The 18,157-nt window shown below is 56.9% G+C and carries 16 protein-coding genes; 9 read left to right on the top strand and 7 right to left on the bottom strand.

The window, feature by feature from the left end; translation table 11 throughout:
• Positions 1-46 precede the first annotated feature (46 nt).
• The 3 genes from GYMC52_RS14925 to GYMC52_RS14915 all read right to left on the bottom strand — a co-directional run bounded on the left by GYMC52_RS14925 (position 47) and on the right by GYMC52_RS14915 (position 2,765).
• Positions 47-841 carry a TIGR00266 family protein gene (locus tag GYMC52_RS14925; protein WP_013524479.1) on the bottom strand — a complete coding sequence of 265 codons (795 nt, stop codon included), beginning with the start codon at positions 839-841 and terminating at the stop codon, positions 47-49.
• Positions 842-940: 99 nt separating this feature from the next.
• Positions 941-1,750, bottom strand: coding sequence for a yteA family sporulation protein (locus GYMC52_RS14920; protein WP_013524478.1), 810 nt, complete (start codon positions 1,748-1,750; stop codon positions 941-943).
• Positions 1,751-1,835: 85 nt separating this feature from the next.
• Positions 1,836-2,765: a 1,4-dihydroxy-2-naphthoate polyprenyltransferase gene (locus GYMC52_RS14915; protein ID WP_015731614.1), complete on the bottom strand. Its 930-nt coding sequence runs from the start codon at positions 2,763-2,765 to the stop codon at positions 1,836-1,838.
• A 168-nt stretch (positions 2,766-2,933) separates the two neighbouring features.
• Between GYMC52_RS14915 and GYMC52_RS14910 the strand changes: the two genes are divergently transcribed.
• The 5 genes from GYMC52_RS14910 (at position 2,934) to GYMC52_RS14890 (ending at position 9,268) form a co-directional block, all read left to right on the top strand.
• Positions 2,934-4,310 (top strand): isochorismate synthase, encoded by a 1,377-nt coding sequence (locus GYMC52_RS14910; RefSeq protein WP_013524476.1) that lies wholly within the window; start codon positions 2,934-2,936, stop codon positions 4,308-4,310.
• Complete coding sequence (gene menD, locus GYMC52_RS14905) at positions 4,303-6,036, top strand: 2-succinyl-5-enolpyruvyl-6-hydroxy-3-cyclohexene-1-carboxylic-acid synthase (protein WP_013524475.1); 1,734 nt, start codon at positions 4,303-4,305, stop codon at positions 6,034-6,036. Before GYMC52_RS14910 ends, menD begins: the two co-directional genes overlap by 8 nt.
• Positions 6,037-6,047: 11 nt before the next feature.
• Positions 6,048-6,860: a 2-succinyl-6-hydroxy-2,4-cyclohexadiene-1-carboxylate synthase gene (gene menH / locus GYMC52_RS19440; protein WP_013524474.1), complete on the top strand. Its 813-nt coding sequence runs from the start codon at positions 6,048-6,050 to the stop codon at positions 6,858-6,860.
• Positions 6,861-7,679 carry a 1,4-dihydroxy-2-naphthoyl-CoA synthase gene (menB, locus tag GYMC52_RS19435; protein WP_011232345.1) on the top strand — a complete coding sequence of 273 codons (819 nt, stop codon included), beginning with the start codon at positions 6,861-6,863 and terminating at the stop codon, positions 7,677-7,679. It begins immediately after the preceding gene.
• A gap of 116 nt (positions 7,680-7,795) precedes the next feature.
• Positions 7,796-9,268 (top strand): o-succinylbenzoate--CoA ligase, encoded by a 1,473-nt coding sequence (locus GYMC52_RS14890; protein ID WP_013524473.1) that lies wholly within the window; start codon positions 7,796-7,798, stop codon positions 9,266-9,268.
• A gap of 306 nt (positions 9,269-9,574) precedes the next feature.
• Here GYMC52_RS14890 and GYMC52_RS14885 read toward each other — a convergent pair whose 3' ends face one another.
• Positions 9,575-9,772: a hypothetical protein gene (locus GYMC52_RS14885; RefSeq protein ID WP_015731616.1), complete on the bottom strand. Its 198-nt coding sequence runs from the start codon at positions 9,770-9,772 to the stop codon at positions 9,575-9,577.
• 65 nt (positions 9,773-9,837) lie between these two features.
• Positions 9,838-9,999 carry a DUF1540 domain-containing protein gene (locus GYMC52_RS18230; protein ID WP_013144397.1) on the bottom strand — a complete coding sequence of 54 codons (162 nt, stop codon included), beginning with the start codon at positions 9,997-9,999 and terminating at the stop codon, positions 9,838-9,840.
• Positions 10,000-10,325: 326 nt separating this feature from the next.
• On the opposite strand from GYMC52_RS18230, the gene GYMC52_RS14880 reads away from it, so the two are divergent.
• From GYMC52_RS14880 to GYMC52_RS14865, 4 genes are all read left to right on the top strand, one after another.
• Positions 10,326-10,616, top strand: a complete 291-nt coding sequence (locus GYMC52_RS14880) for a DUF2325 domain-containing protein (protein WP_013524471.1) — start codon at positions 10,326-10,328, stop codon at positions 10,614-10,616.
• 18 nt (positions 10,617-10,634) lie between these two features.
• Positions 10,635-11,123: a hypothetical protein gene (locus GYMC52_RS14875; RefSeq protein ID WP_013524470.1), complete on the top strand. Its 489-nt coding sequence runs from the start codon at positions 10,635-10,637 to the stop codon at positions 11,121-11,123.
• A 146-nt stretch (positions 11,124-11,269) separates the two neighbouring features.
• The gene (locus GYMC52_RS14870) at positions 11,270-13,348 is read left to right on the top strand and encodes a hypothetical protein (protein WP_013524469.1); all 2,079 of its coding nucleotides are present in this window, start codon (positions 11,270-11,272) and stop codon (positions 13,346-13,348) included.
• A 96-nt stretch (positions 13,349-13,444) separates the two neighbouring features.
• Positions 13,445-15,403, top strand: coding sequence for a beta-propeller fold lactonase family protein (locus GYMC52_RS14865; RefSeq protein ID WP_013524468.1), 1,959 nt, complete (start codon positions 13,445-13,447; stop codon positions 15,401-15,403).
• A gap of 106 nt (positions 15,404-15,509) precedes the next feature.
• On the opposite strand, the gene GYMC52_RS14860 is transcribed toward GYMC52_RS14865, so the two are convergent.
• Positions 15,510-16,541, bottom strand: a complete 1,032-nt coding sequence (locus GYMC52_RS14860) for a cytochrome d ubiquinol oxidase subunit II (RefSeq protein ID WP_013524467.1) — start codon at positions 16,539-16,541, stop codon at positions 15,510-15,512.
• Between the two features lie 15 nt (positions 16,542-16,556).
• Entirely contained in the window at positions 16,557-17,906 is a 1,350-nt protein-coding gene (locus GYMC52_RS14855; RefSeq protein ID WP_013524466.1) for a cytochrome ubiquinol oxidase subunit I, read from the bottom strand.
• Positions 17,907-18,157 lie beyond the last annotated feature (251 nt).

Raw genomic sequence — 18,157 nt, 5'->3', positions numbered from 1 at the left:
ATAAAAGCAAAAGGGCGTTCCGTTTGGCCGGAGCGCCCTTTCTCGCTTAGTCGTCGCCGTCGAGCCAGTCGCCGATGCCGCCGAGGATGCTGCCTTCGCCGACCGACCGTCCGCCGGCGCTCGGGGCGGCAGCGAGGACGCGGTCAGCGAGCCGGCTGAACGGAAGCGACTGCACCCACACTGCTCCCGGACCGGTGACGGTGGCCAAAAACAATCCTTCGCCGCCGAAGAAGGCGGTTTTGATGTTGCCGACATATTCAATATCGTAGTTGACGTCTTTCGTCATGGCGACAAGGCAGCCGGTGTCAATGCGAAGCGTTTCCCCGGGCTGCAAGTCGCGGCGGTGGATCGTTCCGCCGGCGTGCAAAAAGGCAAGCCCGTCACCTTCCAACTTTTGCATAATAAACCCTTCGCCGCCGAAAAAGCCAGCGCCGAGCTTGCGCTGAAACTCAATGCCGACGGAGACGCCTTTTGCCGCACACAAAAAGGAGTCTTTTTGGCAGATGAGCTTCCCGCCAAGTTCGCTCAAATCGACCGGGATGATTTTTCCCGGATACGGAGCGGCGAAGGCGACGCGGCGCTTGCCGCTTCCTTGGTTGGTAAACACGGTCATGAACAAGCTTTCGCCGGTGAGCAGCCGCTTCCCCGCGCCGACAAGGCGGCCAAGCAGCCCTTTTCCGGACGAGGAGCCGTCGCCAAATACGGTTTCCATGACGATGCCGTCATCCATCATCATCATCCCGCCCGCTTCCGCGACCACGCTTTCGTATGGGTCGAGCTCGATTTCGACAAACTGCATGTCATCGCCGTACAGCCGGTAATCGATCTCATGTGCGCTCATCATTTCGCCTCCATTCGGATCATATAACGTTCTGCTCTGTACTACGGAAAACGGTGTCGATCCGTTTCACGAAAAAGACCATCTTGCCGATGGCCTTTTTCATGGAGTCGTTTCCCCAAAATGCTGCTGGGACGGTCTTTCATCGTACCGGCGGTAGCTGTCTGTCGATGTATACGGGTCTTTTTCATACGCCGGCAAATCGCCGATGTTCGACATGATGCCTTCGTCATCCAATATGTTTTCCAGCAGCTCATGCTCCCGCGTCGGGTACACACGTACGTGTTGGCCATGCAAATCGACAGCCGCGAAATTTTCCAAGTCTTCGACATAGCCGACGTTCTCTTCCGACTCGGCATACACTTCGCTGTAGGAATCGACGTTTTTGCCAAGGTCGGAAGGGGTGTCGGATGTGCCGTAGCGGGCTACTTCCTGCCATGCATCTTCTGCGTCGTAAGCGACCGATTCCGTGCGGTCATCGAAATCGAATTTGCCAAACGGCGGCATGAGCACGCCCTCTTCAAGCGGGCGCTTTTGCGACACCGTTTGATCCGGGCTGTGCTCGCGGCAGTAGAGTGTTGTCGGCAGCGCCTCGAGCCGTTCGTATGGGATCGGCCGGCCGCATACGCGGCACGTTCCGTATGTGCCGTCGGCGATGGCGCCAAGCGCCCGTTCAATCTCGCGAAGTTCGCGCTCGGCATGCTCCTTTAGGGCGAGATCTTTTTCCCGCTCATACAGCTCTGTCGCCTCATCGGCCGGATGGTTGTCGTAGCTCGCCAGCTCACCGACCGCATCGTGGGCGTGGCTGCGGATCATGCCGAAATGGTCGTTTTGCTTCAGCCGGTCTTCCGTCTCCCGTTTCATGTCGAGCAGTCTTGAGCGGAGGGCGGCAAGCTGTTCGTTCATCAGCATCAGTCGCAATCCCTTCCTTCGCAGTAGCGTCTATATGGTGTAGTATGGGCGAAAATCAAAAAAAAACACGGTCATGTTGACCGTGTTACAGCCAATGGGCAATGAGCAAGCCAGCGGCGAGCAAAAAGCCGAACTGTGTATTCGTTTGCGCCGTCGCCTTCATGGCCGGCATCATCTCGATCGGCTTGATTTTGCCGATAAATCCGCGCGTCGCGGCGATTGCTTTTGGAATGCTCAATAAAGCGAGCAGCGCCCAAAACGGCACGATCTGAAACGCCGCAAGCGCGGCCGTCCAAAGAAAGGCAACGGCGAACATGGCAGCGAGCAGGCGGATGGCCCAATCGCGGCCAATCAAAATGGCGAGCGTCTTTCGCCCTTTTTCACGGTCGCCGTCCAAGTCGCGAATATTGTTCGCCAGCAAAATGGCGCCGACCAAAATCGCGATCGGAATGGCGGTGAGCACGGCGCCGCCGCTGATATGGCCCGTTTGGATGAAAAATGAAATCAAAATGATGACAAAGCCCATAAAAAACCCAGCCGCCAGTTCGCCAAACGGCGTATAGGCGATCGGAACCGGCCCTCCGGTGTAAAAATAACCGGCCGCCATGCAAATCGTTCCGACAACGGCGAGCCACCAACTGCTTTCGGCGCAAATGTAGATGCCGATGAGCATAGCCAACCCAAGACAGCCAAACGCCAACGCCAGCACCGTTTTCGGCTTGAGGCCGTCTCGGACGATGGCGCCGCCGATGCCGACCGACTCCGGTGAATCGAGGCCGCGTTGATAATCGTAGTATTCGTTGAACATGTTCGTCGCCGCCTGAATCAACAAAGAGGCGATCATCATCGCGGCAAACAGCAGCCAATCGATCGATGTTTCGCCAAGCGCCAGCACCGTGCCGACGCATACGGGCACAAATGCCGCGGTCAGCGTATGCGGGCGCGTCAGCCGCCAAAAGACGCGCCAGTCGCGGCGCGCCGGCGGGCGATGGTCCATATGTGTGAATGATTGCATATTCATTCCCCTTAGATTCTGTGAAAATGTCATTCGTTTATGTCCAAAATAAGTGTAGGCAAACGTTGAAAGCATGTCAACCCTTCCCGATAGATAAATGATTTCCTATTATATTATAATGGGAAGTGGGGATGGAGGGGGAATTTTACGACAGAAAGCGTGAGGAACGTGGCGATTGGATTTCGACATCACCTGCAGCAACAATTGCATAGATTGGCGGTGAATGCAGGGCGGCCGTTTGTCAGCTGGACGGAACCGTGGGAGGGCGTTGATCCGGTTTCTTTTTTTATGCAAGGGCCGTCATGCGGCTTCCGCGAACGGTTTTTTTGGGCGGATCGAACCGGAGGCACGATATTGGTCGGCCTCGGCTCCGTTTATGCGATCGAAACGGAGAAGGCCGACAGCCGGTTTGATGACGTGGAAGCGGGCCGGCGCCGATGGGAGAAGGAGATGGAGCCATACGGCGCGGCCGATGCGCCGCCGTTATTGTTTGGCGGATTTTCGTTTGACCCCTATCGGCCGGGCACCGACATGTGGCGCGGCTTTCCGGCCGGGAAGCTCGTGGCGCCGGCCGCGCTTCTTGCCGTAAGAAACGGCAAAACGACGTTGACCGTCACCGTCCCAACGGACAAAAGAGGACGGGACTGGGAGCGGGTCGGGCGCTTGCTTGAGCGGATCAGCGACCCCATGGCCGCTCCAAAGCGGCTTCCGCGCCTTGTGTCAGACGAAGAAGAAGAGAAAGAACGATGGTTGGCGGCTGTTCGCGAAGCGATCGCCTCGATTCGGGCGGGGGCGTTGGACAAGGTGGTGCTCGCCCGCGCTCGGCGCCTGGCGTTTGCCAAAACGGTGGATGCCGCGGCCGTACTCCAGCGGCTTCGCGAGCAGCAGCCGTTTGCTTACATTTTTGCGTTTGAACAGGACGGCCGCTGTTTTATCGGGGCTTCCCCTGAGCAGCTTGTCCAAAAAGAAGGGAAAATGTGCCGGTCGGTTTGCCTCGCCGGATCGGTGCGCCGCGGGGCCGCTATGGAGGAAGACGAGCGGCTTGGCGCTTGGCTGCGGGCAGATCGAAAAAACAACGAAGAACATCAGTTTGTTGTGCAAATGATCGGCCGCTTGTTTTCTTCCGTCTGCGAGACGGTCGAGATGCCGCCCGCGCCGCAGCTGCTCAAGCTGCCGCACATCCAGCATTTATGCACTCCGGTTGTCGGCCGTGGCTGCCGCGAGCGCTCGGTGCTCCGCTTAGTGGAAATGATGCATCCGACACCCGCGCTCGGCGGAACGCCGCGCGATCGGGCGCTGGAGGTGATCCGCGCCCTTGAGCCGCTTGACCGCGGATGGTATGCAGCGCCGATCGGCTGGGTGGATGGCGAAGGCAATGGGGAATGGGCGGTCGCCATTCGCTCCGCCTTGCTCGCCGGGAAGGAAGCCATGCTGTTTGCCGGCTGCGGCATTGTCGCCGATTCCGACCCAAACAGCGAATATGAAGAGACAAATGTGAAAATGGCTCCGATGTTATCGGCGTTGGGAGTGATGAACGATGGCTGATGCCTTGTCTGTTTATGTAGCGGCATTGGTGGACGGATTGGCGCAGGCCGGGGTGACGGAGGCGGTGATCAGCCCCGGTTCGCGCTCGACGCCGCTTGCGATGGCGATGGCGGCCCACCCTGGCCTTCGACTATATATGAATATCGATGAGCGGTCGGCCGCGTTTTTCGCCCTCGGCTTGGCGAAAGCGAAGCAGCGTCCGGTCGCGCTCGTATGCACGTCCGGAACGGCGGCGGCCAACTATGGGCCCGCGGTTGTCGAGGCATACTATTCGCGCGTGCCGCTCGTGGTGCTGACGGCCGACCGGCCGCATGAACTGCGCGATGTCGGGGCGCCGCAGGCGATTGATCAGCTGCACTTATACGGACGCTACGCCAAGTGGTTTGTGGACTTGGCGCTGCCGGAAGAGGCGGATGATATGCTGCGATACGCGCGGACGATGGCGGCAAGAGCCGTCCAAACGGCCGCCGGTGCACCGTGCGGGCCTGTGCATGTGAACGCGCCGTTTCGCGAGCCGCTTGTCCCGCATATCGATGAGGCGGTTTGGGAGCGGGTGCGGTCCGTTTCGAGAGCGCCGCAAGTGTGGCGCGGCCGCCCAGCGCTGCCGCAAGAGAGCGTATCGGCGCTGTATGAGCAGCTATCTGCGGCGGAACGCGGGTTGATCGTCTGCGGGCCGCTCGATCGCCCTGGGTTTGCCGAGGCGGTCACCGAGTTGGCGCGGGCGCTTGATTTTCCGATTTTGGCCGATCCGCTTTCCCAGTTGCGCGCCGGTACGCATGACAAAACGTACGTGCTGGACAGCTATGACGCCATATTGCGGGAGGAAACCGCCGCTTCCAAGCTTGTTCCGGATGTGGTGCTTCGGTTCGGCGCCATGCCGGTGTCGAAGCCGCTCTTTTTATGGCTCAAGCGCCATCGCGCGATTCGTCAAATTGTTGTCGACGACGGCGGCTGGCGTGATCCGACGTTGTCCGCGGACAGCTTCGTTCAGAGTGATGAACTGATTCTTTGCCGCCAGCTTCTTGAATGGGCGAAACCGAAAGAAAACAAAAGCGCGTGGTCGGCGATATGGCGCGAGATGAACGCGATCGCCCGCGCGGCGCTTGAGCGCCATCTGCCGAAAGAAGAATGGTTTGAAGGGAAAGTGTTCACGGAGCTTGCCGATTTGCTTCCAGCCGGGGCGGCGCTGTTTGTCGGCAACAGCATGCCGATTCGCGATGCGGATACGTTTCTCTTTGCGACGGACAAGCCGCTTCGCGTTTTGGCCAACCGCGGCGCCAACGGCATTGACGGAGTCGTCTCGAGCGCCTTGGGCGCAAGCGTTGCCGCGAACCCGCTTGTGCTGGTGATCGGCGACTTGTCGTTTTACCACGATTTAAATGGCTTGTTGGCGGCGAAGATGCATTCGTTGTCAGCTGCCATTGTGTTGTTGAACAACAACGGCGGCGGCATTTTCTCGTTTTTGCCGCAGGCGCGCCATAAAGGGGCGTTTGAAACGCTGTTTGGCACGCCGACGGATTTGTCGTTTGCCCACGCCGTCGAGATGTACGGCGGCCGCCATACGGTGCCGCACAATTGGGCGGAGTTCCGCCGCCATGTATCGGAATCGCTGTCGTCAGGCGGGCTTCATGTCATTGAAGTGCGCACGTCGCGCGCGGAAAATGTCCGAATGCATCGATTGTTGTGGAACGAGGTTGCCCGGGAAATCGCGAAATGTCTCGAATGAAGAGGATTGGCATGACCATGATGGTGAATGGGGTTTGTTACCATGCGGAACAATACGGAGAAGGAGAGCCGCTTCTGTTGCTTCACGGGTTTACGGGCAGCGCGGACACGTGGCGGCCGCTCGCCCCGTTTTGGCCGGACTTCCGTGTGATGGCCGTCGACTTGTTGGGCCATGGGCGGACCGAGGCGCCAAAGGACGCCCGACGGTATCGGATCGAACACGCGGCGGCTGACTTGACGGCGCTCCTTGACGAATGGGGCGTCGAACAAGTGAACGTGCTCGGCTACTCGATGGGCGGCCGGCTTGCGTTGGCGTTCGCCGTTTGGCATCCGCACCGCGTTCGCCGCTTAGTGCTGGAAAGCAGTTCGCCCGGCTTGAAGATGGAGGAGGAGCGGCGCGCGCGGCGGGAAGCGGATGAGGCGTTGGCGCGAAAGATCGAAACGGAAGGCGTCCGTGCTTTTGTCGATGATTGGGAAAAAATCCCGCTGTTTGCCACTCAGCAGGCGCTTCCGGATTCGGTGCGGGCGGCGATTCGCCGCGAGCGGCTCCGCCATACGGCAACGGGGCTTGCCAACAGTTTGCGCGGGATGGGGACCGGCGTGCAGCCGTCGTTTTGGGAGCGGCTTGGCGAACTTGCCATGCCTGTGCTCCTTGTTTGCGGGGAGCACGATGAGAAGTTTTGCCGCATCGCTGCCCAAATGCACGAGCGGCTGCCCAACAGCGAACTTATCTGTGTAAAAGAAGCTGGACATGCAATTCACGTGGAACAGCCCGGCATTTTTGCTAAAATAGTAAGTGAATTCATGACAAAGGGGGAAGTGTAAATGCCGTTTGAATGGGTGAAGCAGTACGACTATGAGGACATTATTTACGAAACGTACAACGGCATCGCCAAAATTACGATCAACCGTCCGGAAGTACATAACGCATTTCGGCCGAAAACGGTGAACGAGATGATCGATGCGTTTACGAAAGCGCGCGATGATTCGAATATCGGCGTCATCATTTTGACCGGCGCCGGCGGCAAGGCGTTTTGCTCGGGCGGGGACCAAAAAGTGCGCGGCCATGGCGGCTATGTCGGCGAGGATGAAATTCCGCGCCTCAATGTGCTTGATTTGCAGCGGCTCATCCGCGTCATTCCGAAGCCGGTTATTGCGATGGTTGCCGGCTACGCCATCGGCGGCGGGCATGTGCTTCATGTCGTATGCGATTTGACGATCGCCGCGGACAACGCCATCTTCGGCCAAACCGGGCCGAAAGTGGGAAGCTTTGACGGCGGCTATGGCGCCGGCTATTTGGCCCGCATCGTCGGCCATAAAAAGGCGCGGGAAATTTGGTATTTATGCCGTCAGTACACGGCGCAAGAAGCGCTCGAAATGGGGCTGGTCAACAAAGTCGTGCCGCTTGAGCAGCTTGAAGAAGAAACGGTCAAATGGGCGCAAGAAATTTTGGAAAAAAGCCCGACGGCCATTCGCTTCTTAAAAGCGGCGTTCAACGCCGACTCCGATGGCTTGGCCGGCATCCAGCAGCTCGCCGGCGACGCGACGCTTCTCTTCTACACGACCGAAGAGGCGAAGGAAGGCATGCGGGCGTTCAAAGAAAAACGGAAGCCGGACTTCAGCCAATTCCCACGCTTTCCGTGATGAGGAACGAAGAAGCAGCTTGATGGCGCGTCAAGCTGCTTTTTGTCGCTTTTCCAAAGGAGGAATCCTTGCGCTGGCCGTCGGCGGAGGAGGGGGCAAGAAAGGAGGAATGCTAGATGACAACGATGCCAAACTGGCTGAAGCAGCGGGCGTTTTTGACTCCGGAGCGGATTGCTGTCAGCGACGGGCGGCGGACAAAAACGTTTGCCGAATTGTATGAAGCGGCTGCCGTCTGGGCGCGGCGCCTCGCTCAAGCAGGCGTCAAGGAAGGAGATGTTGTCGCCTTGCTGATGAAAAATCGCATCGAGATGATCGAGATCATCCATGCGTTGTTTTTTCTCGGCGCCCGCGTCCTGCTGCAAAACGTGCGCCTGACGCCCTATGAGCTCGGCTGGCAGCTTGACGACAGCGGCGCGCGGCTTGTCATCGCCGATGAGGAGCTGGCCGGACGCCTTGACGGCGACGGACGCGTTCTGACTGTGGGGGCGGTTGCCGCGCTTCCGGAAGTGGACGTCTCCTTAAAAGAAACGTGCGATTTGGAGGCAGTCGCCACGATCATGTATACGTCCGGGACGACCGGCACTCCGAAAGGCGTCTTGCAAACGTACGGCAACCATTGGTGGAGCGCCGTCGGTTCGGCGCTCAATTTAGGCTTGCATGAGCGCGACTGCTGGCTGGCCGCCGTGCCGCTGTTTCATATCAGCGGCCTGTCGATCGCCATGCGCAGCGTCATTTACGGCATGCCGATGCGGCTGCAAACGTCATTCGATCCAAAGGAAGCGAACGAATGGATCATGCGCGGCGACGTGACAATCATGTCGGTCGTGGCTGCCATGCTTCAGCGGATGGTGGCCGAGCTCGGGGAAGCGCGCTATCCCGATACGTTCCGCTGCATGCTGCTAGGGGGCGGGCCGGCGCCGCGCCCGCTGCTTGAGGCGTGCAAAGAAAAGGGCATCCCGGTGTACCAGACATACGGGATGACGGAAACGGCGTCGCAAATCGCGACGCTCGCGCCGGAATACAGTTTGACGAAGCTCGGTTCGGCCGGCAAGCCGCTTTTTCCGGCGGAGCTTTGCATCCTAAAAGACGAAAAGCCGGCTGCGCCGCATGAAGCGGGAGAAATTGTCGTCAAAGGGCCGAATGTGACAAAAGGATACTTGCATCGCCCGGAAGCGACGGCGCAAGCGATCCGCGGCGGCTGGTTTTTTACCGGCGATATCGGCTATGTTGATGAAGACGGATTTTTGTACGTCCTTGACCGCCGTTCTGACTTGATCATTTCCGGCGGCGAAAACGTCTATCCCGCTGAGGTGGAGGCGGTGCTGCTGTCGCATCCCGATGTGGAAGAAGCCGGGGTGACGGGCGTCGAGGATGAAACGTGGGGGCAAGTGCCGTATGCGTTCGTCCGCCTGAAACGCGGAGCGTCGCCAGACGAAGCGGCCCTTCGCGCGTTTTGCCGCGAGCGGCTGGCGAAATATAAAGTGCCGGCCCGCATTTACTTCGTCGACGAACTGCCGCGCAACGCCGCGCAAAAACTGCTGCGCCGCGAACTGAAAAGGCTCATTCCAAAAACGGAACAAACATTTTGATAGGAGTAGCAACATATGTTCGGAAGCAGAAAAGGCAGGACCTCGCCTAGGTCGAGGTTCCTGCCTTTTTGCCGCTGCCATTCCCGCGGCGTTCCGACCGGGAGGCATGGCGTTCGCCGAATCGAAGCCCTTGCTTTTAGACCGCTGCGATCCAGCTTCATCCATCCGCTTTGTCCCCTGTTGGAGGACGGCAGTCAAACGTCATCCCTTGCACGGCCGATTTCCATCGCGCAGATGGAAACATAGGGATGGCCATCCAACGTCGTTTTTTGCTCCACCTGGCGTTTGTTCCGAAATGGACGGCTCTCAAACGTCATCCATCCACCCGAGTTCAGCGGCCCGATGGGCGACGAGCCGTTCAATCTCAGGTGGGAGCTGATCAAACGAACCGAACTCATAATCCCACAAACGGGCGAAGGAGTCGATGCAAGCTGGGTATGTTCCTAAAGCGGCCCGCTTCATTTCCGTTTGCAGCGCTTGAATGAGGCTGGCGCGTTTGTCCATCGTCATCCCCCTCGAACGATGCAAGCGCCGCCCGGTCGGCCGGGCAGCGCCTCGTTGGTCTCGCATTATGCTTCATGGGCCGGAACAAACGTTTTGCAGTCTGTTTCCGTTGAATCAGACGCCATTTTTCCTGCATGGCTGACCACGTAAATGGCTTCAGCGCTGCAGCGATTCCCTTCTGCCCAATAACGGCAGTTGTGCACTTCGCAAAGAACATCTTTCGCCATGGTCATCCCCCTTGTCGTGATGAAATCGCCCGCGTCTATAGTTTGACGCATTTGCAGGCATTTTATCCATCTCTAACCGAGAAGACTCCCGCTTGGGATCAACGGAAGCAGGGGCAATCGACAGCTTCCATCATGGTTGTTCTCCCACGCCGCCCCAAATATAAAAGAAGGATTTCGTGCAGAAATGGCGTTTCCTTCTTTACCATCGTTGAAGCGGGGGCTCATCGCCCAAAAAAATGATGAAAATATTTCTTGTTATAATTGACATAGAAAATCATTCTCAATTAAAATAAAAAAGAAAGAAGCGAGCAAAGGAGGCTTTCGTGATGGCATCACTGCTTGTTGTCGGAGCCGATCATTTAGGCCATATTACCGATAAATTGGAGCGTTCCGGATTCCGGGAAATCATTCATCTCAATGGACGAAAAGTGAATATGGTGAAACGCGACATTCCGGAGCATGTCGACGCCATATTGGTCATGATCGATTACGTGAACCATAATTTGGCGAAGAAAGTGAAAGAGAAGGCGAAAAGCAAAGACAAGCCTATTTATTTTGCGAAACGGTCATGGAGCTCGATAAACGCCGTGTTGGAGCAGCTGGAAAAACATGCATGAACAAACAGGAGGCGAGCCATGGTGCCTATCCATCACGAGACGTTGGATGTCTGGCCGTATGCGTTGCGCCGGTTTCTTCGCCGCGTCATTCAAGCGTATTGCGACACCGCTCCTTCGCTGCGGTCGCCGCTTTGCTTGCTCCGGTTGATTGATCAGCACCGTTCGCTCCTTCCTTTGTCGATGTTTCCGACGCCGTTGCATTACGGACTTGTGTTGGCCAAGGTGACGGATCATTTGCTGCAGTTTTTCGGTTCGATGGAAGAGGCGGCATGCAAGCCGCTGCTGCTGGCGGACGGCGGATTGGGCGAAGAAGCGGATCGGGAGTTGTACATCGTTTACCGCGACCGGGTTCGTGTGCTGCTGTGGTGTGAGGAAGAGGAAGCCATTCGGCGATGCAAAGAAACGGCGTCGTCCTTATGCCGCAAAACAATCGGACGTTGTCCGAACGAACTGGAATGCTGCTTTTTATGGACGGGCGGACGCCGCATTGAGTGGATTCCGGCTTAAGGGAAGGAGAAGAGGCATGAAAAGCGTCTTTCTCGGGCGGAATGTGATGGAACGGATTCCGGCTTGAATGAAGGGGATCGCCGGCGTATAATGAAATAGGTTGAAAATGAAAATCGTTATTTTTAAATAAAATGGAGGAGCAAGCCATGAAACGCATGCCTTGGAAAGTCATGGCCACGTCGGCGGCGGCCTCGCTGCTTTTGGCGTCCGGCTGTTCCGCCGTCGGGGAGAAAGAGAACGGCCGTTCATCGGAAGCGCCGCGCCTGCACGTGCCGGTGGCGGACGATCATTTTGATACGGCCGGCAATATGTTTGCCTACTCGGAATTTGAACTTTCGGGCGAACCGCTCGCTGAAGGGCTCGGGCTTGATTTGGACACCCTTGATGCGAGAAAGCCTGATAAACCGACGAAATTCGACTATACGGCCGGCATCGAGTCATACGAGTATTCCGAAGAAGCCATGTATGAGGTGACGGAAAAGTCAGGGCTCGGGCTCCATCTCATAAACGGCCCGATCGCCAAGCAGCGGGCCGAACAGCGGCATAAGCCAGCCGATGAAACACTCGCCGACCGTTTTTATGAGCTTGCGGACAGCGTCGGCTATCCGCGCGAGGAAATTTTCCGCAACATGTTCCCGACCTTCATCGAGTACGCCGGCGGCGATCCGCATTATGCGCAAAAGGTTGACACGGACGTGTACGCGGAAAATGACGACGGTACATACGTTCCCGTCTATCAAGTCGATTTCCAATCGCTTCGCTGGGATCGCGGAAAAATGGACAAAGTGCTCACGCCATCGGCTTACGGCGGCGTCTTTTTGAAGCAAGCGCTTTGGGCCGGCGACTTTTTGGGGAATTTTCATCAAAAAGACAGCGATGAAGAGGTGGAGGCGAAAACGCCAAACGACGATCAAAGCGGGAAAGTCGCTCTTGGCGTCAGCTCCGCCGACGGGATGCAAGGGATGATTTTGACGGAACAAATATGGAACAAGCTGGCTTTTATCCGTGACCATTTATTTTATGATGCGAAGCAACAGGCGTTGACGAAGGCAGCCGGCAGCCGCTACAACCCAAGCGGGGGATTCGTCTATTTGCCGCACGCGGTGGAAGTGGCTGAAGGGGGAAGCGAGCTGGCGCCGGATGCGGCGAAGTTGGTCGTCAAAGATCCCCGCAGCTTGCTTGAGGACCAATGGCTCATGCTATGGCCGGCGGCGGAGTTTTTCGGCATGACCGACCAGCGGCCGGAAAACAAAAACCAAAACCCCGCGTTTTTGGCCGTGTTTGACGGAAAACCGTTCCCGAAAGCGGCAAAAGAAAATGTGGATGCCGATCCAGCCAACGACCGCGTGGCCGATGACCCGTATTCCGTCAACCGCGACGTGCTGCTGCAAGTGTTCCGCAACATCGATGCCATGCATTTCAATGAAAAAGCGGGCGCGTTTGTGACAGAACATGACGGGCGAACGCAAGGAAATCGGGTCGATACGTTCCAAGCCGGCTATACAATGGAAGCGCTCCGCATCTTCGAACGGGCGATTGACGGGATGCCGGTCGGCTATGCGAGCGGAGAGAGCGCCAAAGGGCTCGGCACGCCGGAAGGAAAGCGGGCGCTCGAGCTCATCCGCCGGCAAGCGGATTTTATCATGCACAACTTGATGCGAAAAGACGGGCTTGTCGCCAACGGCTATACGATCGGCCAAGGGCCGGATCAAGACGAGCCGACGCTTCTTGCCCAGCTTGGCGCGATCCGCGGGCTGACGGCAGCGTTTTTGGCGACGAAAGACGAAGCGTACCGCGATGCGGCGCGCCTTGTTTATGAGGCGATGGACCGCCATTTTTGGGATCAAAAATGGCACGTGTACCATACGGGAGAAAAAGAGGACAAGTACACCCCGTGGCTCGCCGGCGCGTTGTCGGGGGTGTTCCGCGTGGCGCTGCAAAACTTGAACAACGACCAAGCGGATGAGACGGCGAAATCCCTTGACCGCGAAACGATCATCTCCCGCTTCGTCGACTTTTACGACCGGATCGTCGATGGCCCGACGCTTCAGGAAGGGATGCAGGCAAGCGAGTTTTGGGATACGGGAGATGTCTACATCAAAGGGAAAAAATTGGGCAACACCGACCGCGACCATGTGCCGCAAGTGCAGGCGGCCGGCGGCCCATACGGCGTGGCGCCGGTGTTGCGGACGGTCAAGGTCAACGTTGGATCCGGCAACAAATAACAGAAAGAAAGCGGCGAATACGATTGAGATTCGCCGCTTTTCTTTGTAAAATTGAGGATGGTTATCATTTTCGTGAAAAAACGGGGGAATATTGAAATGCGAAAATGGTGGTTCGCCGCGGCGATCGCCGCGCTGTTGGCCGGCTGTCAGGACGAAAAGGCATGGCATGAGCAGCCAAAAGTGGTCAGACACGCCCCGGCGCACGGCGACAACATCGCCGTAAGCAGCGACGGGCGCTATGTCTACACCGCCAACATCGATGTGGATACAGTGACAATCATCAACGCGAAAACCAAAACGAAGGAAGCGGAAATTCCCGTCGGCCGCGAACCGCGCCAGCTGGCGCTCAGCCCGGATGGACGGACGCTGTATGTTTCCTGCATGTACGATGATGAAGTGGACGTCGTGTCGCTTGACAAGCGGAAAGTCGTCGACCGTTGGAAAACGGGGATCGAGCCGTTCGGCATCGTCACCAGTCCGGATGGGGCGGAAGTATATGTCGCCAACTACCGCTCGGGCACGGTCTCGGTGTTTGACGCCGAGAGCGGGAAGCGGACCAAAGACATCCAAGCGGGCGATCGGCCGCGGGCGCTGGCGCTGACAGCGGACGGAAGGAAGCTGTACGTGACGCAATATTTGGCGGCCAAAGTCACCGTGATTGACACAAAGAAACGGCGGGCGGTCAAGGAAATCGCCCTCGCCCCGTCGCCGGACAAAGCCGATCGAAAAAAAAGCCAAGGCATTCCGAACACGCTTGAGCAAATCGTCATCGCCCCGGACGGCAAAAAAGCGTATATTCTGCACTTATTGACGAACATCGATACGCCGATCCAATTTGAGGAAACGGTCTTTCCGGCCATCTCGGTCATTGATGCAACGAAAGACGTTGAGCTGCCGGACGAGCGGAAAGAGCTGTTTGCCGCGATCAATGTCACGGATGTTCATAACGAGACGATCATCGTCTCCAATCCGTACGATGTGGCGTTTTCCCCGGACGGCGGCAAAGCGTACGCGGTCATGTCTGGAAGCGAGGACCTCGTCGTCTTTGACTTGCGACGCGGCGGCAAGGCGACGCAAATTTTGCGCCGCATCCACGGCAACAATCCGCGCGGGGTCGCGATTTCGCCGGATGGGGAGACGCTTTACGTCCACAACGCCATGAGCCATGATTTGGCCGTGATCAAAACCGGAGGAAAAAGCCCATATGCGAAAGCGAAGCAGGAGAGCGGCACGATCCGCCTCATTGCGAAAGATTCGCTCTCCCCGCTCGTGCGTGAAGGAAAAACGATCTTTTACAGCGCCAACAGCGACGAGTTTGCCATCAACATCACAGGGAACAATTGGATGAGCTGCGCTTCGTGCCATAGCGACGGCGACATCAACGGCTTGACGCTCATGACGGCGAAAGGACCGCGCAACGTGCCGAGCAATATTTTGGCGACGAAAACCGGGCTGTTTATGTGGGATGGGTCGCGCGACGATTTTACCGACTACATTCATACCGTGCAAGGCGAGATGGGCGGCATGACGGCGATCGACCCGTCCAAGCCGCTGCCGCCGAACGTCCAGCATATGTTTGACGCCATTCTCGCCTACTTGAACGACCCGCGCTCGTTCCCCGTGCCGAAAAGCCCGTATCGAAAGGCGGACGGCAGCTTGACGGCGGAAGCGAAGGAAGGGGAGCGCCTGTTTAACGGGAAAGGGAATTGCTTAAGCTGCCATGGGGGCGAGTATTTCACCGACAGCGTCAAGGCGGTCGGGCCGGACGGGAAATTGACGACTGCCAATACCGCCTACTTGCACGACATCGGCACGGCCAATCCGAAGGACCGCGCCTCCAAAGGCGACGCCCGCGCCCGGTTCACAAACCCGCGGACGCCCAAGCAGTGGGATACGCCGACGCTGCGCGGCGTATGGGCGACAGCCCCGTATTTGCATGACGGCAGCGCGAAAACGATCGAGGAAGCAATCCGGCGCCATCGGACGAAAGAAGTGCAAACATTGACGCCGGGAGAAATTGCGGCCATTGCGGCCTATGTCCGCTCGCTGCAATAGTGAGAGTGATGGGTGAGGAAAAGGGTGCTTTTCTTTCTGCAGGGCAGAAGATAGCACCGTCATAAAGGAAGGTGTCCCACGCGTGTTGGGGACACCTTTTTCCTTGTTATTTTGGCCGTACATAGCGCTTATCGTGCATAAACAAACGCCAGAAATAGACGAAGCCGGGAAACAAAATGAGAAAGCCCACGATGTAGGAGGCAAACAGCGCCCGGAATGTATCCGGATGGGTAAAGGCCGACTCGATCGTGACATCCGGATGCACCATATAGGGCAGATGGGCTTTTCCATAGGCGTAACTAGCCAGAAAATATTGAATGACAATCGCGATGACCGCGAGCCGAGGCCTCCCTCTGACATGAGGGTGCCGAGAAGACGGCAAGAGAAGGGCGATGCCCGCGGCGGCGAACATCGCCACCGAACCGATCAGCCACGGCCAATACTCCATCATCCTGTCATACAGCCATTTGGCTTCGTAGCGCATCGTCAGCATCATGCCCCCCGCCATCAACAACGAGAGGGGCCCCGTGATCCAAGCGTCGCGCCGATACAGGCGGTAGGCTTCCCGGTCTCCTGCTTCAAGAGAGTAATCCGCCAATAAGAGAGAAGACAGAAACAGCGTGCTCGAAATCGCAAAGCCCATGAAGGAATAGGCATGGGGGCTTGTAAAGAAGCGCTCCAAATCGAGAGTCGGGACGCCCTTGCGGATGTCGATGAATTCTCCATGCGTAATGGGCAGCACGCTAATGAGCAAGGCCGGGATGATGATCCCGGTGATGCCGGAAATATAGGTGAGCGCTTTTTCATATTCTTTGGCGACGTGGGCAAACACGAGAAAGGCGCTGCGGATCGCGAGCAAGATCAAAATGATGCTGCCGGGGACAAGAAGCACCGTCCCAAGCAGGAAGGCGGCGCCGGGAAAAAAACTGAACAAGGCGACCACAATCGCGACGATAAAGACATTGGTCACCTCCCAGGTGGGCGATAAATAGCGGTTCGCAATCTTGGTGGCATTCGCTTTTTCGCGATGGATATAGACCATCGACCAAAAACCGGCGCCAAAGTCCATCGTCGCCATGACGGCATAAATGAAAATAAACCCCCATAGCACGGTAATGGCAATCAGCTCATTGGTCATGAATCGTTCTCCTTTCTAGACGGGCAGCGTGCCTTCATTGGGCGGTTTGCGCAGCTCGTCCGCCACCGGATGGCGGCGGAAATAATAGCGAAGCACGAGCGCCACGGCGATGCTCAATAGGATGTAAATCGCCACAAACAAAGCAAACAAGACCGCTAAATTTCCTGTTTGCGTGACGGCTTCTTCCGTTTTCATCATCCGGTAAATGACCCATGGCTGCCTTCCGGTGCAGGCAAAAATCCAGCCGCATTCAATGCCGATCATGGAAAGCGGCCCGGCGGCGACAAAACTATATAGGAGCCAGCGCGGAAAGGCAGGCCGCTTCCGCCATTTCTGCCAGACCAGCGCGGCCGCCGACAGGAACAGGAGAAGCACGCCGATGCCCACCATGGCGTTAAATAGCGTATGGACAAACAGCGGCGGCCACCATTCTTTCGGAAAATCGTTCAGCCCTTTGACGACGGTGTCGAAACGGTTGCCGGCCAAAAAGCTGAGCGCCCACGGAATTTCAATGGCCCACTTTACGGATTGCGTTTTTGCATCGGTAAATCCGCCGATGGCTAACGGGGCATGGGATTGGGTTTCAAACAGCCCTTCGGCCGCCGCTAGTTTTTCCGGCTGGTATTGATGAAGGAGTTGGGCCGATTCATGCCCGTTGATGGCGGTCAACAGCGAGAATACGCCGCCGACCGTCAACGAGAGCTTGAGCGCTTTTTGGTGAAAACGCCGCACTTGCTCGTTTTGGGAGACGCGCAACAGCTGGTAAGCGGCGATTGATGCCAACACAAAGGCTCCGGTCATATAGGCGGACAGGACGACATGTCCGGCCGTGACGAAAAAGCTTGGATTGAAAAAGGCCGCCCATGGGTCGACATCCACGATTTCGCCGTTTTCGATCCGAAATCCCGCCGGCGTGCCTTCAAAAGCGTGCACGTTGGTAATTAAAATGGCGGAAGCGCTGGCGCCAAGCGCGACAAAAAACACGCTCACAATCCGCATCAACGGAGAGATGCGGTCAGCGGCGTACACATAAATGGACATAAACAACGCTTCAATAAAAAAGGCGTAAATTTCAATTTGAAACGGGAGGGACATCACTTTTCCGATCACTTCCATAAAGCCCGGCCATAGGAGCGACAACTGCACCCCAGCGATGGTGCCTGACGGAATGGCCACTCCAAGCAATACGGCCAACCCTTTCGTCCAGCGTTTCGCCATGACGGCATAATCATAATCTTTTGTCTTTTGGTATAAAAGTTCCGCCAGCAAAATCATGATCGGGATTCCGACTCCAAGTGTGGCGAAAATGATATGAAACGCCATCGTCGTCCCGAATAAGCTGCGGGCAATGATCACGTCATCCATTTCACAACATCCCTTTCTTTTTTCTTATGGTTTTCCATTTTTTCTTTGATTATTCCTTATTTTGGCTCTTCACCACAACATGTACTTGACAAGCAATACGGTTTCCTGCACAAAGATGTGCCAAAATCACGGACTTGTTGATTTTCCCTCACAAGCGTAAATGGGGTATGTTCAGAAAAAATCAAGTACAACTTTTGGTGAAGAGCCCTTATTTTAGGGAAGGATGGTCTGGAAGGGAAACGAAACCGCCT

This window comes from Geobacillus sp. Y412MC52 (assembly GCF_000174795.2).
Lineage (GTDB): Bacteria > Bacillota > Bacilli > Bacillales > Anoxybacillaceae > Geobacillus > Geobacillus thermoleovorans.
The sequence above is the reverse complement of the archived record's forward strand: the minus strand, read 5'-3'. Positions and strand labels throughout refer to the sequence as shown.

Coding starts and splice junctions, on each gene's coding strand:
- GYMC52_RS14925 (WP_013524479.1), bottom strand. CDS start 841: ATGAGCGCACATGAGATCGATTACCGGCTGTACGGCGATGACATGCAG.
- GYMC52_RS14920 (WP_013524478.1), bottom strand. CDS start 1,750: ATGCTGATGAACGAACAGCTTGCCGCCCTCCGCTCAAGACTGCTCGAC.
- GYMC52_RS14915 (WP_015731614.1), bottom strand. CDS start 2,765: ATGCAATCATTCACACATATGGACCATCGCCCGCCGGCGCGCCGCGAC.
- menD (WP_013524475.1), top strand. CDS start 4,303: ATGGCTGATGCCTTGTCTGTTTATGTAGCGGCATTGGTGGACGGATTG.
- menH (WP_013524474.1), top strand. CDS start 6,048: ATGACCATGATGGTGAATGGGGTTTGTTACCATGCGGAACAATACGGA.
- menB (WP_011232345.1), top strand. CDS start 6,861: ATGCCGTTTGAATGGGTGAAGCAGTACGACTATGAGGACATTATTTAC.
- GYMC52_RS14890 (WP_013524473.1), top strand. CDS start 7,796: ATGACAACGATGCCAAACTGGCTGAAGCAGCGGGCGTTTTTGACTCCG.
- GYMC52_RS14885 (WP_015731616.1), bottom strand. CDS start 9,772: ATGGACAAACGCGCCAGCCTCATTCAAGCGCTGCAAACGGAAATGAAG.
- GYMC52_RS18230 (WP_013144397.1), bottom strand. CDS start 9,999: ATGGCGAAAGATGTTCTTTGCGAAGTGCACAACTGCCGTTATTGGGCA.
- GYMC52_RS14880 (WP_013524471.1), top strand. CDS start 10,326: ATGGCATCACTGCTTGTTGTCGGAGCCGATCATTTAGGCCATATTACC.
- GYMC52_RS14875 (WP_013524470.1), top strand. CDS start 10,635: ATGGTGCCTATCCATCACGAGACGTTGGATGTCTGGCCGTATGCGTTG.
- GYMC52_RS14870 (WP_013524469.1), top strand. CDS start 11,270: ATGAAACGCATGCCTTGGAAAGTCATGGCCACGTCGGCGGCGGCCTCG.
- GYMC52_RS14865 (WP_013524468.1), top strand. CDS start 13,445: ATGCGAAAATGGTGGTTCGCCGCGGCGATCGCCGCGCTGTTGGCCGGC.
- GYMC52_RS14860 (WP_013524467.1), bottom strand. CDS start 16,541: ATGACCAATGAGCTGATTGCCATTACCGTGCTATGGGGGTTTATTTTC.
- GYMC52_RS14855 (WP_013524466.1), bottom strand. CDS start 17,906: ATGGATGACGTGATCATTGCCCGCAGCTTATTCGGGACGACGATGGCG.